The organism is Novosphingobium aromaticivorans DSM 12444, from assembly GCF_000013325.1.
GTDB lineage: Bacteria > Pseudomonadota > Alphaproteobacteria > Sphingomonadales > Sphingomonadaceae > Novosphingobium > Novosphingobium aromaticivorans.
Genome location: NC_007794.1, coordinates 1679033 through 1696245, shown reverse-complemented (window position 1 = coordinate 1696245; position 17213 = coordinate 1679033). Strand labels below are relative to the sequence as shown.

The window sequence follows — 17213 nt, the reverse complement described above, 5'->3', positions numbered from 1 at the left end:
TCACGGTTGCATCACCTTGCGCGCCTTGCCGGGATCGCCTGCGGCGACGAGCAACCTGCCTGCGGCAGCCTTGAGCCGAGCGTCGGCGGGTGCGGCGCGGCGCAGGGTCTGGACGAGAGCGAGAGCTTCGTCGGTACGACCGAGCTGTTCAAGAATCTCGGCGCGGTCGAAGCTGGGGGCGGGAGTCGCGGCGAGTGCCTTTTCGAGCCATGGTCGTGCCGCCCTGTCGCCCCCTCCCTTGCGTTCGATCCCCGCCATTAGGCGCAACGCAGCGGCGTCACCGGGCTGAGTGGCAAGGTAGCGAGCGAGGTGGTCGCGGGCACCGGGAACGTCGCTCCGGTTCCAGCCATCCCACGCAAGGTCGAGCTGGTCCTTGGGCAGCGCCGCCCCCGCCCTGACGCGAGCCTCGACCAGTGCCCGGGTAGTGGCCTTGTCGAGCCCGGCGGGGCTGGCAGCGGTCATTGCGCGTGCCTGGCCGGCGGTAAGCGCGCGGCCATCGAGGAGGCGAGCAAGCGCCTTGATGCCCGCCTGGCGATCGCGCGCGGCACCGGCGAGGCGCATGCGTTCGAGTAGGACGGGCGTTGTGTCTGCATCGTGCCGGCCCTCGATGAAGGCAAGCGCCTGCGCGGGGCGTTCGCGCTGGGCATAGGCCTTGGCCCATCCCTCGCTACCCTGCGCCTTCGCTCGCAACCATGCCAGGCTATCGGCATCGGGGCGCGGCCCCATCAGGAAGAGGAGGCGGCGGGCAGCGTCATCGTCAGGAGAACAGGCAGCGCAGCCTTCGCGCAGAAGAGCGACCGCATCAGCGCGGAAGCCGGTGTCGAGGAGTTGCTGGGCCGCCGAAGGCAGGAGCTTTGCATTGGAGCGCCCCTCGGCAAGCAGCATGGTGCGAATGGCGGCCTTGTCTCCCGAAGCGATGATAAGGGCTCGGCGGGCGTCGGCCGCGCCCGTGGGAAGCAAGGCCGCGTAGCGCAGCGCGGTGCTGAAGTCCCCTGCCCGCTGCGCAAGGTTCATCGCGAGCCAGGGATCCGCGCTGCGCCACGCGGGAGTACCCGCGCGATCGATGCGCGGGACGAGCGAGAGTTGCCCGGAGTTGACCGCATGGCGGACAAGGTCGAGCGACTTGGTCTGGTCTAGTGCCGGGATCGCGCGATGCTCGGCAGCAGTCAGGATCGCTTCGGGTAGCTGGACGGCATAGGCAGCCGAGACGAAATCTTCGGCGCTCGCCGTTCCCGGCCGGGTCGCGGCGCTGCGAACCATCGATTGCGCGAACGCTAAATCGCCGGTGGTGCGATGAAGCTCTAGCCGCAGGCGCCAGTTGGCGGGCTCGGCACGCTCCGGCCGGCTTTCGAGAAAGGCACGGGCGACGTCAGGGCGACCGCTGGCGACGATGTCGTAGGTAACCTGTGCCGTCGGCACCGGAGCGAAGCCCGAAAGGCGATCGGCGATGGCCGTCAAGGTGGCCGCGCTGGCGGTCCTTGCCGACCAGGCGAGGAGCTGCTGGAGCTGGACCGGTTGAAGCTGCTGCCCTTGCGCGAACATCGCCGACAGTCTTTCCATCGTCGGCGCTGGCGCGACTGCGGGTGCGGCAGCGGCCGGCACAACGGGCGGACGGGCGCGGCGCAACGCGGCGGCGACATCGAGGCCGTTCGGCATCAGCACGCCCGCCGCCGCAACCAGCGAACCGGCTAGGGCGGTCAATGCCACCAGGCCCTGGCGGCTCGTGAGGGAAGGCAGCGCGGTCATGCGGCAAGCTCCGGATGGATGCGATCAAGCGCCAGCGTGGCGACATAGGGGTGGAACCCGGCCTCGCGCTCGCAATGGTAAAGCGCGGCAACGGTGTCGCGGTCGGCCTCGTCCCAATAGTCGAGCACGGTCAGGCGCAACGCGGGATTGGCAAGCTTCGCTTCGCGCAGCCTGGCAGCCTGCCATTCCCAATCGGACGGAGTAGTGCGGACGTAGGCCTTCTTCGCAAAGTCCCACTTCGATGCCATCGCCTCCCCTAGGACCACATCGACGTGGGGGGCGACCGCCGGCAGTAGCGCATAGCCACGGTTCATCATCAGCGTGATCGGCGGGAAGCGGGCACGGATGGCGCGAACCAGGGCGGCGGCGGCGTCGACCATCCCGGCCATCTTCACGGGATCAGCGTGTTGCATGGCCTCGGCGTTGTCGAGCGTATCGAAGAAGATGCCGTCATAGCCCTTGGCAAGGATGGCGGGAATGATCTCCTCCACCACCAGCGATGTCCAGAGCGCGTGGCGCAGGTCGACCATTCGGGCATCGGGCCAGTTCGGATTGGCCGCGATCAGCGCGCCCGCCTTGCGCAATCTGCCGACATAGGGTCGCGCCTGCTCCACTTCGCCCAGGCTGAGATAGCCGAGCAGCTTCGCGCCAGGCCCCCGCAAGGCTTCGATAGGGCGCGCGTGATCTGGTTCCAGCACTAGCAGATCGAACTGGCGGGCCAGCGCCGGATCAGTCTTCGCACCATAATCGACCGCCCAGCGCCAGGGCGCAGCGGCGTGCGCGAGCCGGCCGAATGCCAGCGGGCTGGCCGCGAGGGCCGCTATCACGCGACGACGATCGAACCAGGGGCCCATCATACGAGGTACCTCCGGTTGCCGACCACCGACGGGTTGTTACCCACGAACAGCAGGTAGACGATGTGGACCGAGGCCGTGCCAACCAGCGCGAGGCCGGTGACGGCAGCAGCCAACGCGCCGGCAAGATAACCCCAGCCATAGCCTGCGAAACCCATTGGCCAGACGACCAGCGTCGCGGCGACGCTGCCGATGAAGAACGCCGTCCACACCATCACAACCCGGCCGAACAGGTCGAAATAGGCCAGAACCACGCCGCAATAAATCGCGGCGATGTGAAAGATGACGCCGATCACGGTAAAGCGGAACGCGAAGATGCCGCGTGCGTCGAAGCCGAGAACGCGGAAGATCTCGGGTGCCAGAACCCAGCACACCGTGGCGATCACGATCTGGGCGACGATGAGAAGACGCAGGCTGCGCAGGACTGCGGCGATAACGTCTTCCCTGGCGCTTTCTATGCGGGAGAGCTTGGAAGTGCCGGTGCAGCATTCGACAAGGACAGCGAAGGCCCGCTCGAGCTGCGTTTCGGCAAGGAAAAGCATGAGCGAGAGCCCCGGAATCAGCGTCAGCAATCCGGCAAAACTCGCCTGATCGTAAATCGGATTGACGCGCAACAGTCCGAGCGGCTTCGTGCTGTCGGCCGCGAACCACAGCATCCATTTGTCCACCCAGAGCGCGAACGCGTTCATCAGCCCCGCCAACCCGACATGGAGCGCAGGAGCGGCCTTTTCCCAGATCGCCTGGTCCGGACTTGAAGGCGCCGGAAATTCGGCCGCGAAAACAGCGAGGAGCAGGACCAGCGTCAGGGCCAGCGCCGCTGCCACCACCCGCAGCACCTCGATCGGAGTTGCCGGGGCAAGGCACCAGAATATGATCGCCGCGCCTACGATTCCGGCTGCATAGGAAAGCAGGATCGGCCAAGGCCGCTTCATTGCGGTCAGGAAGGGACCGGTCACCGAAATCTGCGTGAGCAGCACGAGTATCGCCGTGCCAAAAAGCGCCAATGCCGCGCCGTGACCGGCCAGCACGCCGAACAGGAAGTGTCCGGTGACCACGGCCACAAGCGTCGCGCCGCACAGCGCAAGCGTCAGGATGCCGGGAATCGCCGCGGGGTTGGATTCGAACATGCGGTCCGACGCCACCCGCACACCGACAAGCGCGAAGGGGCTTGCGATCACCACCGACCCACTGAAGGCATAGACCATGACCGTCTGGATCGTACCGGCATCGGCAATGCCGTGCCGGACGATCCAGTTCTGGAGCAGGAGGACGGCGCAGATCGTGAGGACCCACGGTCCGGAGCTGAGAACAGCCCCGTCCAGCGTTGCCCCGATGAACCCGCCTACACCTCCATTGCGGACCATCCGCTCCAGTTGAAAGCCGATCCCGGCCATCGAAAATACCTGACGATCAGAGGATGAACATGCTTGCGGACAGGGTTTGATGTCCGGACAATGCGATTTCGAAATCGGCTGCCAGATTGTTGTTCACGTTACCTTGGACAATCGTCTGGTCGGTCGCACTGTCGTAGAAGTAACGAAGTTGCCCGACCCCCGTGAACGCCGCACCTTCCGCTAGCAGGACAAAGGTCTGGTTCCCGCCTTTGCCGGAATTCGCGTCGATGCTCGACACATCGATCAAGTCGATGCCCGCTTCGAAGTCGGTGATGACGTCGTGCAATGCACCCGTCACGCTGTTCCCCAGCGCGTTGAACTCGAAGCGGTCCGCACCAGCCCCGCCAGACATGATATCCGTACCGGCGCCGCCGATCAGAACGTCCTTGCCATCACCGCCATAAAGGCGGTCGTTTCCGCCCGCACCGTCGAGACGGTCGTTACCGCCGAGACCGTAGAGGGTATCGGCACCCTTCCAGCCATTGAGCTGGTCTTCCTCGCCCGTCCCGTTCAGAACGCTGCCGGTGCTCGACGAAGCATTGAGGGTTACGCCCTTCTTGTTCGTGACGGTGATTGCCAGTGCCTGGGTATCCGTCAGGCTGCCGTCGGAAGCGGTCACGACCACGTTGTAGACGTTGTTGGCCCCCACATCCGTGGGGTTTTCGAAATCTGGCGCGTTGACGAAACTGAGCGCGCCGGTCGCGGCGTCGATCGTGAAGCGAGCAGCGTCCGTACCCGAGAGCGAATACGTCCGCGCGGTGTTTTCCGGATCGGTCGAGGTCACCACGGTGACCGCCGCGTTGTTCTCGGCAAGCGAGATAGAGGCGGTCGCACCGCCGCCATTCGACGTGATTACCGGCGCCTCGTTGACGTTTGTGACCGTCACGGCCAGCGCCTGGCTATCGGTGAGCGCTCCGTCGGATGCAGTCACCACGACATCGTATACGTTGTTGCCGCCGACATCGGTCGGGACTTCGAAGTTCGGCGCGGCCAGAAACGCAAGCGCACCCGTCGTCGCATTGATCGTGAACTTCGATGCGTCCGCCCCTCCCGTGATCGAGTAGGTCAGGGCATTGGCATCAGCGTCGGTCGCGATGACCGCAGTCACTGCGAGGAGGTTCTCCGCCAGCGAAATCGCCGCGGTGTCTCCACCGCCATTGGACTCGATAACCGGCGCGTGGTTGAGCGAAGTCTGGGTGACGGTAACGGTGTGCGACCCGACCGGCCCGATATCGATGGTAAGCTTGTCTCCGACCTGGGAAACGATGGTGGCGCCAGACACCTGGACGCTCTTGTTGGTCGGATCGGAAAGATCGATGACAACCGTGCCTTCGCCCTGGATCTGAAACGACAGGTTCGTGCCATTCCCCGTCACCGACATCAGCGTCGCCCGCATGGGCAGATCGATGATGTGAGTCACATCCGTCTGCGCCGCGCCCAGGGTGATGACGAACGTGCCGCCATTCTGGGGCAGGAACACGCTGTCGCTGTCGTATGCATACCAACCGGCCACGCTCGAAATGACCTGGCTGCCCTGCCCCTGCAGATCGAAAGCAAACGTACCGACGTTGCCGGAAGCGGTGACATTGGCGGTGATCGTGTTGCCTGAGACCGAAGTCGTCACCTTGGCGCCATGGAAGGCGTTGATGCGATTGGCCAGGTCGGCGAGGGTCACGAATTCCATGCCGTCGGCTGCGGCCTGGGCAAGGAACGTGTTGAAGATTTCGGGCGCGTAGTTGGGCGAATTGAACGCCGTCGCACCGTAATCGTGCCATGGCCAGACGACGACGGGAGAGTCGGCCTGGCTGACGATCTTCTCGTACTGAGACTGCCACAACGCGCTGGCATCCGCCGCCGAAAGGTGCAGCCAGTCGAACAGGGTGAAATCGAAAAAGGTGTTCGGCGCGATATAGACCTTGTCCTGGCTACCGGGCGTCAGATAGCCGAAGGCGTTGGGATAGCCCGCGCCTTGACCAGTGTAGCCGCCAGTCAGATAGGTCTTGACGTATTGTTCGATGGCCAGCGAAGTCGTCAGCGTTTCCGGCGCGCCGGGGATCGCGGCACCTTCGATGGTATAGGCATAACCCAGCGCCGCGCTGAGCTTCTGCTCGAGGATCTGGGTGCTCAGCTCGAATTCGAACTGCAACTGAGACGGGCTCAGCAGGTTGGTGTCTTCGGGGTGGGTATAGGTGTGCGTGCCGATCTCGTTTCCGAGGCCGATCATCGCCGTGTAGTACGGCAGCGACTTGTTCCAGTCGGTATAGATCCCCTGCTGGGTGTTGTCGCCGATGTTGACGTAGAACGAGCCGACGAAGTTGTATTGCGCCTTCCATTGCTGAAGCAGCGGAACGAGCTGGTCATAGATGCCGCCGTTGACGTCCTCGATGTACATGCTCTGGTCCATGTCCACGCGCGCGGCGACAAGGCCGGCGTCGCGGGTCATGTTCAGCGAAACGGTCACCGTCTCGCCGCTCACGGCATAATCGATGGCGCGTTGCAGCATGTTGGCGTCGGCCATCACCGCATCGCTCGAGAAGAGGACGTTGCGACCACCAGTCTGGGTGGCGAGAACCGCAGCGTATGTCGACGAACCATTTATGGTTTCGGTGGCGATGGTCTGGCCGGTGCCGCTCACGCTCTGGAAAGCGTTCCAGCCGACGTTGGCATACTGATTGACCAGTTCCCCGTTGGCATAGCCATCAAGGACGACGCCGGTCGGGTCGGTGGCCGTGACCGTCAGTGACGTAGCGGTGCCACCCGTAACGCGCGTGGCGTCAAGCAGCGTCGCCATGCGGGAATAGGAATTGCCGGCCATGGCATTCCCGTTCTCGTCATTGGTCATGAACTCGCCGGACACGATGAAGCCGACGTGGAACTCCTGCGATGCGAGCTGAAGGGTGTGCGCGATCTCGTCGGCCTGGCTTGCCTGCACGTTGCGGAACGAGGGGAAGACGATCGCCTTGTACTGGGCGAGCTTGTTGATGTCGGTAAGGTCGGCCTCGGTGATGATGTCGAAGGGCACGCCAGCCTGCGCCGCCTGCGACTGGGCGGCCATGAACAGGTCCGAATAGGCAGTCTGGCTGAAGTAGTTGGCCGCCGTCGTCGCTGAATAGACGATCGCAATACGGGTATCTGTCGCCGGGATGACGCTGGCCAGCTCGGAATCGTCCCAGACCCGGATGGCGTTGTCCTGGTAGAAGCTGGGAATGATCGCCGTGTCGTTTATGTCGTACACGGTGTCGATCGAACCGGGGTTGCCAAGCAGATCCTTCGGAACGCGCAGCTCGACCATTGTTTTATCGGCGTTGTAGGCAAGGACGAGGTTGTCCGCGACAAGCGTTCCGCCGGCTGCCCCCGAATAAAGTGCTGCAGAGCCGTCGGACTTGAAGTTGACGTTGAACTCGGCGCCAACAGTCCCCCAGAGCTGGTAGCCGGTCGCCTGGTTGAGATCCGTGTTGAGCCAGATCGTCGTGTTCGCACCAACCGCCGTGGGCGCTGCGAAAGCGAAGATATAGTCGGTCGCATCGGTCGTGGCATAGATCTGGTAGCCGTCCACGGCGCCCGCGTCGATCCTCAGGTTCGAGGACCAGTCCGACAGCGAACCATCGATCTGAATGTAGGTCATTGAATGCCCTTCCGGTTTTTCCGGCCCGCATCAAGAACATGACGCAGGCCAGATTGACCTTCCGAAACTACCCGCAAACACCTGTCCGGCCACTTGCGAGTAAGACTCATAGAACTGCCATTTGGAGTTACGGATAATTCCCAGGTCGACCAGGCGTGGCGTCACCAATCCCCGCGTCAACGCCGATTCACGAGTTCTGGGATTGCCGACTTGCGTACTTGTCCGGAACGGTATGGGCGCTTTCCAGCGCTTCGAAGCTATTTGGAGTTACCACGTGATGCGATGAATACTCCAGCTCGACGGAGATAGAATAAGGCGCGAGGGCAGGAACGCCCGTCTCGCTTCTGATGAGGGACAGCATGATCTTCGATGGATCGTCCGAACGCCGCGGCTCGATACTGGTTACGGGCGGTGCAGGCTACATCGGCAGTCACGCGGTACTCGCCTTGCTGGATGCTGGGTGGCCGGTCATCGTGCTCGATAACCTGACCACCGGCTTTCGCTGGGCGGTCGACCCGCGGGCAAGCTTCGTCGAAGGCGACGTCACGGACAGCGCCCTTGTGCGCTCTATCCTGACCTATCACGAAGTCGCCGCGATCATGCATTTCGCAGGGTCGGTGGTGGTACCGGAATCCGTCGTCGATCCGCTCAAGTATTACGGCAACAACACGGCCGCGACCTGTTCGTTGCTTCGAAACGCGGTGGATTGCGGAGTACCGCACATCGTATTCTCCTCGACTGCCGCAACCTACGGCAGTCCAGACGTGGCGCAGGTCTGCGAGAATACGCCCACCCGGCCGATCAATCCCTATGGCCGCTCGAAGCTGGTGGTGGAGGCGATGCTCGCCGATGCCGCTGCCGCATATCCGATCAACTACTGTGCGCTGCGCTACTTCAATGTGGCGGGCGCCGATCCGGCCGGACGAACCGGACAATCGACGGCCGGCGCGACGCATCTCATCAAGGTCTGCGTCGAGGCGGCGCTTGGGCGGCGCGAGCTGGTCGAGGTCTATGGCACGGATTATGACACCCACGACGGCACCGGCGTGCGCGACTACATCCATGTCAGCGACCTGGCCGACGCGCACGTTCACGCGCTGCACCTGCTGATGGACGATCCCGAGGCCAGCCACACCATGAACTGCGGCTATGGCACCGGCTTTTCGGTGCTGGACGTCCTCGACGCGGTCGAGCGCATCTCCGGCCGCGAGATCCGACGGGTCATGCGCCCTCGGCGTCCTGGCGACCCGGCTGCGCTGATCGCCGACAATAACCTGATCCTGTCTCGCACGCGCTGGCGCCCCCGCCACGCCCGGCTCGGGGATATCGTGCGCCATGCTCTCGCCTGGGAAGACCAGCTTGCTCGGCGTAAGCCTGGTCAACCTGTCGGCCAGCGCGAAATCGCCGCCTGAAGCGTTCCGGCATCCGTACAATTTCGCATGGCGGGCCGTACCTGCTGTCCTCATCGTGCATGCGTGGGCGCGGCGCAGTTCTGCCCGCACCGCGCCTGCGATTGCCGGACCGCGCGGCCCGGCCCATGCGAAAGACCTGCACAATGGCGACGCGCCCGGAACCCGGCCCCAATCGCATCGAACCGCAATCCCCACCGGAAATCGTGCCGGACGACCCGTTCTTCCCCGGACCTGCGCCGCTTGAGGCACCAGACGTGGAGCCCGACACCGTCGAGCCCTCGCCACAGCCTGACGAGTGGCCGGAAAACTGGCCGGAAAGCTAGGGGTTCGGCACCGACAAACGCGGGCATCCACCGCGCGAAAAGTCACCCGGTGCAGGTACGCTCAGCCGGGGACGGGGGGTGGGGTCGAGGGCCGGCATACCTGCACCGCCACGCTACCCAGAGCGCGAGATACGGATAATGCGGTTTGTTCCGGAAAGGGAATCAGCCGAGCCGCTGGGTGGAGTGCTCCTTGCGCCACTGCGCTTCCATTCCAAGCCCGGCCGTGAACGCAATGCGCAGGGCATCGGCAAAGCTGGGAACCTTGAGCTTGGTCATGATATTGGCGCGATAAACCTCGACCGTACGGGGACTGATACCGAGATCGTAGGCGATGGTCTTGTTCGGATATCCGCAGGCGAGCCCCTCGAGCACCTCCTGCTCGCGCGAGGTCAGCCTTGCTACCAGGGTCTGCGCCGATACCGCCTTCTCACGCGCCGCCTCGCCGTTCTCGACGCGCTGGAAAGCATTCGCGATGGCATCGAGCAGCTTGTCCCGACTGAACGGCTTCTCGACGAAATCGACTGCGCCAGCCTTCATCGCCCTTACCGCCGAGTGAATGTCTCCATGGCCCGAAAGCACGATGACCGGAAAGTCCAGTCCATGCTCGGGCATCTGTTCCTGGATCTCCAGCCCCGATGACCCGGGCATGCGGATATCCATCAGCACGCACGCCGGAACCGAACCGTCCACATCCTTGAGAAAGGTATCGCCATCGATCCAGCACTGGACGTTGTACCCCGTCGTGCGCAGCAGGAAATCCAGCGAGCGCCGCACGCCTTCCTCGTCGTCGACGACGTGGACCAGCTTCTTGTCAGTCATTCTCGAGCGCTCCGCGGATGGTGGGAATGGTGAAATGGAAGGCAGTGCCGCCGTCATTCCGCATCTCGTGCCAGAGCTTGCCCCCGTGGCTTTCGACGATGGTCCGACAGATCGCGAGGCCGATGCCCATGCCGTTCTCCTTCGTGCTGACGAAAGGTTCGAACAGGTCCGCCTGATGTTCTGGGTCGATGCCGGGACCGTCGTCCTCGATGGTGAACTGCAACATGCCGCCCGCGATTTCCCTTGCGCCGACGCGTATCTGGCCTTGTCCTTCCAGCGCCTCGAACGCGTTGCGCACAAGATTTAGTAGCACCTGCTGGATCTGGATCTTGTCCACGAGGACTTCGCCGAGCGTCCTGGGCACCGCCACTTCCACCGACACGTGCCGGCGGCGCCCCGCAAGACCGGAAAGGGCCAGCGTCTCCGCCGCGAGAATTGCCGGGGATTCGATCGTGCGGTCCAGTTCGCCGCGAGACACGAAAGCCCGCAGGCGCTGCACGATCGCCCCTGCTCGCACCGCCTCTTGCCCCGCCTCCTCCAGCGCCTCGCGCACTATCTCGATCGTGTCCTCGCCCGGATCGGCCAGCAGCGTGGCGGAAGTGAGGACATAGTTTGCTATTGCAGTGAGTGGCTGGTTCAACTCGTGCGCAAGCGCGGTCGCCATGGTCCCCACTGCCGAGATCCGGGAAATGCGGACAAGCTCGGCCTGAAGCTGGCGCAACTGCTCCTCGGCCTCCTCGCGCTCGGTCAGGTCGCGCAGGAAGCCGGTGAACAGGCGTCGTCCTCCGCCCATCGCCTCGCCAATTGTCAGCTCGTGCGGAAATGTCGTGCCGTCCTTGCGACGGCCGAACACCCGGCGGGTCTGGCCCATGATGCGGCGGATCCCGGTCTCCCGGTAACTGCGCAGGAAATCGCTGTGGCGCGAACTGTCGGGCGCGGGCATCAGCATCGCGACGTTCTGCCCGAGAACCTCCTGCGCGGTGTAGCCGAACATCTTTTCAGCGGTCGCGCTGAACGAGCGGATCGAACCATCCTCGTCGATCACCACCATCGCATCCGGTACGGTATCGAGAATGGCCCGCAGTTGCGCTTCCCGCGCCTCGGCCTCCCTCGCCTTTTCCATCTCACCCGTCACGTCGCGAAGCACGACGCCGAACCCGGTGAGCCTGCCCTCGCTGCGGATCGGGGTGAGGATGACGTCGGCGAGGATCACGGTGCTGTCGCGGCGCGCGATGAAATGGCGCCCGCGGTAGCTGTTTACGATCTCCGCCATCCTGAGCTGCAGGATCGGAAGCGCGGCATCGATATCGGCCTGTACGAAGAGCTTTTCGTAGTGGCTTTGCGCGATGTCGGCCTGGCACCATCCGGTGAGACGTTCCGCCCCTCGGTTCCACAGCGAGACCCGCCCCGCTTCGTCGAGCATGAAGATCGCATAATCGACGGCGCCGTCGATCAGCATGTCCAGTTCCCGACCGAGGAGGTGCTTCTGGTGATCGGCTTCGATCTCGTTGGTGACGACGCGGGCGAACATCACGACCCCGCCGATGTCGCCCTTTCCGGTGTGCCAGGGCTGGATGTTCCATTGGACCCAGTCAGACGATCCGTCCGCACGCTCGTAGCGATCCAGCCTGCTGGAAAGCGTCTCGCCGGCAAGCGCGCGCTGATGAATTGCACGCCAGGTATCCGATATGTCGGGAAACACATCGTAGTGCAGGCGCCCGACGACATCGGCCTCGGCCATGCGATGTTCGCTAAGCCAAAGCTGGCTGCAGGCGATGTAGCGCATTTCGCGGTCGAATACCGCCACGGCGACAGGCATGTTGCTTACCTGTAGCGCGCCAAACCCGGCTTCAATCCCTGGCTCCAGCACCCCCTGCCCCCAATCTGCCCCTGAGGCGGAGTTTCGCGCATACCCCGCAATGGCAGCACTGACCCGTTTCTTACGGACTAGGTCATTCACCTCCCTGCGCCATTCGTAGATATCCCAAGAAAATCCACGACCCCCGCGCCTCCCCGGTTATCGCCCGGCAGCGACCGCATCATGCAAAGGCGGACGCGGCGCGGTCGGGCAATGCGTGACCCGACCTCCCAAGGCGATCCGGAGAACCGAGGTGAAGGACTGGACCTCGAACTTGCGCACGATCATCGCGCGATGAACCTCGACCGTCCTGATCGAAATGCCCAGTTCGTCTGCGATTTCCGCATTGGGCATGCCGCTGGTGACGGCAGCAAGAACGCGGCGTTCGGGCGCGGTCAGCCGTTCAAGCATCGCCCGCGCCTCCTGCGCACGCGCGTGTTGTCGTTCCGGACTGCGAAAACGGCGCTCGGCCTCGATCACCGTTGCAATGAGATCCTGGGCTGAAAACGGCTTGAGCAGGAAATCGCTGACACCGGCGTTGATCGCGTTCACGGCGGTCTGGGTATCGCTGTTGCCCACCATCGCAACGACTGGAAAGTCGATGCCTCTGCGCCACAGTTCGCGCTGGACACTCACTCCTTCAGAACCATCCTGGCCGACGTCCAGCAGGACGACCGCGGGCGGAAGGGCCGCGGCGAGTTCGAGCAGGCCCTGGCCGCTCTCGAAACATATGGCACGGCGACCGACGCTCCGCATGGTGAAGCCGATCGAAGCTCGGACGCTGGCATCATCATCGACTACGTATACGATCGGGGCCTCAGCCATCGACTGCTCCTGTGAGTACAAAGCGTCGCCACCCGATCTTCAACGTCCGCATCTGACCGATTCGGATCATTAATTAAAAAATAATACTACAGTCGAGATCAAACGCAACAACTCGTCCAGTTTGTAGACAATGCTGCCAAACATGGGCAGGCGGTCCGCCTTCCTCGTTCCGCCCCGCTCTACATTTGCCGATATCCCGGTAAATCCGACGCTTGCGAAGCAAACAATGGATACAATTGGAACCTTCTTGCACTCTCATTGCCGCAGAGTGGGACGGTCGTGTCCATTTGGCGTTAAACCGACAGGAGAGCCAAAAACTGGTTAAAGCCTTAATAATTGCATACCGAACGCATTAACCAGATTATTGAAAATCCAGTGTTTGTTAGTAACATTGTCAGTCCGTTGTCAGGGGCGCGGCACGCCTGCGCAATAACGGACGGCGTGCGCGCAGATCGTTGCGGATCGCCGTTGCAGCAACTGCCGCTTCGCCCATCGCGTGGCTTATCTGGTCCAGTCCCTTGGTCACGTCACCCGCTGCGTAGAGCCCCTCGATGCTCGTCCGCTGGTGCCGGTCGATAACCAGGCAACCGTCTTCGCTCGCCTCCGCCCCAAGCGATCGTGCCAAATCGGAACAGATTTTTGAACCCAAAGCGGGGTAGATCGTATGGAAACCAAGCTCTGCCACTGGGGTCGAAGCAAAGATATTTCCACCGTCGATCCGGAGCGCATGGCAAGGGCCATCGATGAGCCGCACGCCAACATCTTCCAGTTCCCTGCGGGCCTCTGCGTCCAGATCATGGGGACCATCGGGCGCAATCAGCGTGATGTTGGCCGTGTAAGCGCGCAGGAACAGGGCTTCCCCGCGGCCGTGATCGCCGGTTCCTATTACCCCGACGTCGCGGTCGGTCACTTCGTAACCGTCGCAGATCGGACAATAGCGAAGCAGCCCCTGCTGAAGGGCCCGATCATGGACCTCTGGCAAGATCGGGGGGCGGTTGTTGATCACGCCCGTTGCAACGAGCACCGTTTGCGCGATCCATTCCCGACCCTGCGCCACGGCACGAAAGGCGCCATCGACCCTGTCAATCGCTTCGACGGTCGTCTGCTCGACCACCACGCCGAACTCCGCCGCCTGTTCTTCCATGCGCGCCAGCAGATCCCTGCCCGAGATTCCGCCGGGAAAGCCGGAATGGTTGCGCGTCCGGGGGATCATCGCGGCGCGGCCTCCTCCGGCATCGACCACGGCAATGCGCAAATGAAATCGCGCGAGATATATTGCGGCGGTCAGCCCAGCAGGGCCGCCGCCAATGATGAGGCAGTCGAGGTTTGGTTGCATCCCATGCCAAGTCACCTGCCCCGCAGGCGGTTCCTGCGTGCTGCGCGACGTCTCACGCCACGCGCTTGGCCTGCGACGGGCTGCGCCTCTCGTGCGACGACCCGCCAACGGAACATCGCATTCCCTTTGTCGGCTCCCCGAATGCGATGCTACCGCAGCTTCAGGTTCGGATGGGAGTTGCACAAAAATGTGGGTTCGGGTTCTTGGCTGCGCAATCGCGCTCGCCGGCATGACGGCGGCGACCTCTGCATACGCCGACGATCCCTACGATCCCACCATGCGTTCGCCCGCAGCGCGCGCGCGGGACAAGGCAATCATCCGCAGCCTCAATCTCAAGGAACTGGCACGTGTGCGGGAACGCGACGCCCGCTACGCCGCAGAAGCGCGTGCCTCCCGCAATGCGATGGATGCATATGCTGCCGACCGCGCCCGCTACGAACGCGACATGGCGGCGTGGCGCCGAGCCGTCGCGGCGTGCCGCGCGGGCGACTATTCCGCCTGCGACAACTGATCTCGCTTCCCCGGCGTCAGCGCGCCGGGCGCGGACACGGGATGCTTTCGCCCACGCCTTCGATACCGGCGTTGCGAATGCTTGCGGTAAAGCCGGCGTCGGCACCGATGCGCAGTGGCTGCCCCACTTCCTTCAGCGTCGCACCGTTCGCGGCAAAGCACTGAAGCGGTATCCGTAGCGCCACCGGCTTGCCCGCCACGCTGGCATCGACGATCGAGGTCACATCGAGCCGCGATCCTCCCAGAGCGACGGTCACCGGCCCGGTTCCGCGCGCATCGATCCGCCAGTCCAGCCGCATGACGAAGCCGCCGTTGCGGTGGCGCTCCATGTCGACCGGCGGACCATCGAGCGCGATCGCGCCCTGCCCGGCCCAGCGGAACTGGCGCGCATCCTCCTGTGCGGCAACGTCGACCGCGCGGGTCGACACGACACTGTCCAGGCCCAGCCGCCACGGCTCGATCACCTTGCCGTGACGGATGAAGGTGGTCTCGCTCATGGCTGGCCCGTGCTCGACCCGGGCGTCCTCGTTCACCGGACCGACCTTGCCCGGCCTTGCATAGGATAGGCCGTAGCCCAGCGGGAAAAGCGGATCGACCAGCGGAGAGCGCGCGTCCTGCGGCCATGCGAACGGCAACGTGCCAGTGAAATCGCGCGCTGGCTTGCCGTCCTTGCGCGCAACGAGGACGTCGGCAACGCCCTGCCCCTGCGACCCGGGCTGCCACGCCGCCACGAATGCGTCGGCAAGGTTCATTTCAGGCCCGACGAACATCGGACGCCCGGAAAGGAACAGGGCCACTACGGGAATACCCCGCGCTTTCAGACGCTTGATCAGGTCCAGTTCACCCGCCCGCGCGTGAAAATCGAGGTTCGGCACATCACCCTGGAATTCGGCGTAGGGTTGCTCACCGAAAACGACGACCGCGACATCGGGCATGGCCCCCGGAGGCAGATCGGAAGCAATCTCCGCCTTGCCCCCGGCCTCGGCGACAGTCTCCGAGATCGCCCGACCGATGGTGCGGCCCTTGGGAAAATCGGCGGCGCTGGTGTCCGTACCCTGCCAGGTGATCGTCCACCCGCCCGCCTGCATTGCCATGTTGTCGGCCCCGGGCCCGGTGACCAGCACCCTCGCACCGGGACGGATGGGCAAGACGCCACCCTCATTCTTGAGCAAGACCAATGACTTGGCGACTGCTTCCCGCGCGATTTCGAGATGGGCATCGGCGCCAACCGCCGCGGGATCGCCGCGCTCGACCAGTCTGGGCCCCATCAGACCCAGCTTGAATTTCACGCGCAGGATGCGGCGTACGGCGTCGTCCAGCCGGGTCTTGCTGATCTTCCCTTCACGAACCTCCCGCAAGGTATTGTCGAACAAGCCTTTCCAGCTATCGGGCGCCATGTAGAGATCGAGGCCGGCGTTGAGGGCCGACGGGCAATCGGTGGTGGTGCATCCCGGAATCTGACCATGACCGTTCCAGTCACCCACGACCAGCCCCTCGAAACCCATGCGCTTCTTGAGGACATCGGTCAGGAGCGAGCGGTTGCCGTGGTTCTTGATCCCGTTCCAGCTTGAAAAGCTTGCCATTACCGTCAGCGCACCGGCATCGATGGCGGGGGGATAGCCCTGTGCGTGAATACGCACGAGGTCGGCTTCAGAGAGCTTGGCATCACCCTGATCCTTGCCGTTCTCGGTCCCGCCATCGGCCAGAAAGTGCTTCGCACTTGCCGCGACGCGGTTCGACGGCAAGACCCGAACGGCACCTAAAGTGCCCTGAAGGCCCTCTACCATCGCCGGAGCGTAGCGGGCGATGACCTGCGGATCGCTTGAATAGCCCTCGTACGCGCGCCCCCAGCGCAAGTCTTGAGGCACCGCCAGGGTCGGCGCAAAGGTCCACTCGATACCCGACCCCGCCACCTCGGCAGCGGTTGCCTGGCCGATCCGGCGGATCAGATCCGCATCGCGTGTCGCGCCGAGGCCGACGTTGTGCGGGAAGATCGTCGCTCCGGGAATGTTGGAGTGGCCGTGGACGGCATCGACACCGAACAGGATCGGCACCCCCGCCCCCGCCTTGCGCGAAGCTGCGCGGAATTCGTTGACGAGGCGCAGCCAGGTGGCGGCGTCGGCGCGTTCGTTGCCGTAGGGGCCGCTGTTCCCGCCAGCGAGGATCGAGCCCAGCGGATATCGCTCCAGATCGGCAGGCGTGATCGAGCTGATGTCGCCCTGGATGACTTGCCCCACCTTCTGCTCCAGCGTCATGCGCTTGAGAATGCGGGTAATTGCCCGCTCCGTCGCGGGGTCGGTGATGGCGGATGGGCTGTGCGCGGCGGGCCACGCCGCAGGGTTGGCAATGCCTGAAGGCGCCGCCTGGACATCAACCCGGTCGGCTGCTGCGGCGAGGCTGCTGCCGGTCAGCAGGATTAGCGCCAGGCCCCGCAGGTGTGCTCGCATCGGCATCGACTACCCCATTATTCTGTGAACGTTCTCAAACGTCGTTTGTCATGTCCCTGCGGGG

12 protein-coding genes are annotated in these 17213 nt (G+C 63.8%); 3 read left to right on the top strand and 9 right to left on the bottom strand.

The features are described from left to right. From SARO_RS08130 to SARO_RS08115, 4 genes are read right to left on the bottom strand one after another with little or no spacing between them, the layout of a single operon-like run. Positions 1 to 1746 carry a hypothetical protein gene (locus SARO_RS08130; RefSeq protein WP_011445272.1) on the bottom strand — a complete coding sequence of 582 codons (1746 nt, stop codon included), beginning with the start codon at positions 1744 to 1746 and terminating at the stop codon, positions 1 to 3. Next, positions 1743 to 2603 carry an endo alpha-1,4 polygalactosaminidase gene (locus tag SARO_RS08125; RefSeq protein ID WP_011445271.1) on the bottom strand — a complete coding sequence of 287 codons (861 nt, stop codon included), beginning with the start codon at positions 2601 to 2603 and terminating at the stop codon, positions 1743 to 1745. Before SARO_RS08125 ends, SARO_RS08130 begins: the two co-directional genes overlap by 4 nt. Next, positions 2600 to 3994, bottom strand: coding sequence for an exopolysaccharide Pel transporter PelG (gene pelG, locus SARO_RS08120; RefSeq protein ID WP_011445270.1), 1395 nt, complete (start codon positions 3992 to 3994; stop codon positions 2600 to 2602). Before pelG ends, SARO_RS08125 begins: the two co-directional genes overlap by 4 nt. A 16-nt stretch (positions 3995 to 4010) precedes the next feature. Beyond that, positions 4011 to 7619: a M10 family metallopeptidase C-terminal domain-containing protein gene (locus SARO_RS08115; protein ID WP_011445269.1), complete on the bottom strand. Its 3609-nt coding sequence runs from the start codon at positions 7617 to 7619 to the stop codon at positions 4011 to 4013. 347 nt (positions 7620 to 7966) lie between these two features. Between SARO_RS08115 and galE the strand changes: the two genes are divergently transcribed. Together galE and SARO_RS08105 are read left to right on the top strand one after the other, a co-directional pair. Then, the gene (gene galE / locus SARO_RS08110; RefSeq protein WP_234007427.1) at positions 7967 to 9031 is read left to right on the top strand and encodes a UDP-glucose 4-epimerase GalE; all 1065 of its coding nucleotides are present in this window, start codon (positions 7967 to 7969) and stop codon (positions 9029 to 9031) included. A 143-nt stretch (positions 9032 to 9174) separates the two neighbouring features. Beyond that, positions 9175 to 9354, top strand: coding sequence for a hypothetical protein (locus tag SARO_RS08105; protein WP_041550242.1), 180 nt, complete (start codon positions 9175 to 9177; stop codon positions 9352 to 9354). A 162-nt stretch (positions 9355 to 9516) separates the two neighbouring features. Here the strand turns inward: SARO_RS08105 and SARO_RS08100 are convergent, their stop codons facing one another. The 4 genes from SARO_RS08100 to SARO_RS08085 form a co-directional block, all read right to left on the bottom strand. Then, positions 9517 to 10173: a response regulator transcription factor gene (locus SARO_RS08100; RefSeq protein ID WP_011445266.1), complete on the bottom strand. Its 657-nt coding sequence runs from the start codon at positions 10171 to 10173 to the stop codon at positions 9517 to 9519. Continuing rightward, positions 10166 to 11992, bottom strand: coding sequence for a PAS domain-containing sensor histidine kinase (locus SARO_RS08095; protein ID WP_011445265.1), 1827 nt, complete (start codon positions 11990 to 11992; stop codon positions 10166 to 10168). Before SARO_RS08095 ends, SARO_RS08100 begins: the two co-directional genes overlap by 8 nt. 198 nt (positions 11993 to 12190) lie before the next feature. Continuing rightward, positions 12191 to 12856 (bottom strand): response regulator transcription factor, encoded by a 666-nt coding sequence (locus tag SARO_RS08090; RefSeq protein ID WP_011445264.1) that lies wholly within the window; start codon positions 12854 to 12856, stop codon positions 12191 to 12193. 394 nt (positions 12857 to 13250) lie between these two features. After that, positions 13251 to 14192, bottom strand: a complete 942-nt coding sequence (locus SARO_RS08085; RefSeq protein ID WP_011445263.1) for an NAD(P)/FAD-dependent oxidoreductase — start codon at positions 14190 to 14192, stop codon at positions 13251 to 13253. Between the two features lie 187 nt (positions 14193 to 14379). Between SARO_RS08085 and SARO_RS08080 the strand changes: the two genes are divergently transcribed. Beyond that, entirely contained in the window at positions 14380 to 14703 is a 324-nt protein-coding gene (locus tag SARO_RS08080) for a hypothetical protein (RefSeq protein ID WP_011445262.1), read from the top strand. A 16-nt stretch (positions 14704 to 14719) separates the two neighbouring features. Here SARO_RS08080 and SARO_RS08075 read toward each other — a convergent pair whose 3' ends face one another. Next, positions 14720 to 17155, bottom strand: a complete 2436-nt coding sequence (locus SARO_RS08075) for a glycoside hydrolase family 3 protein (RefSeq protein ID WP_011445261.1) — start codon at positions 17153 to 17155, stop codon at positions 14720 to 14722. Positions 17156 to 17213 lie beyond the last annotated feature (58 nt).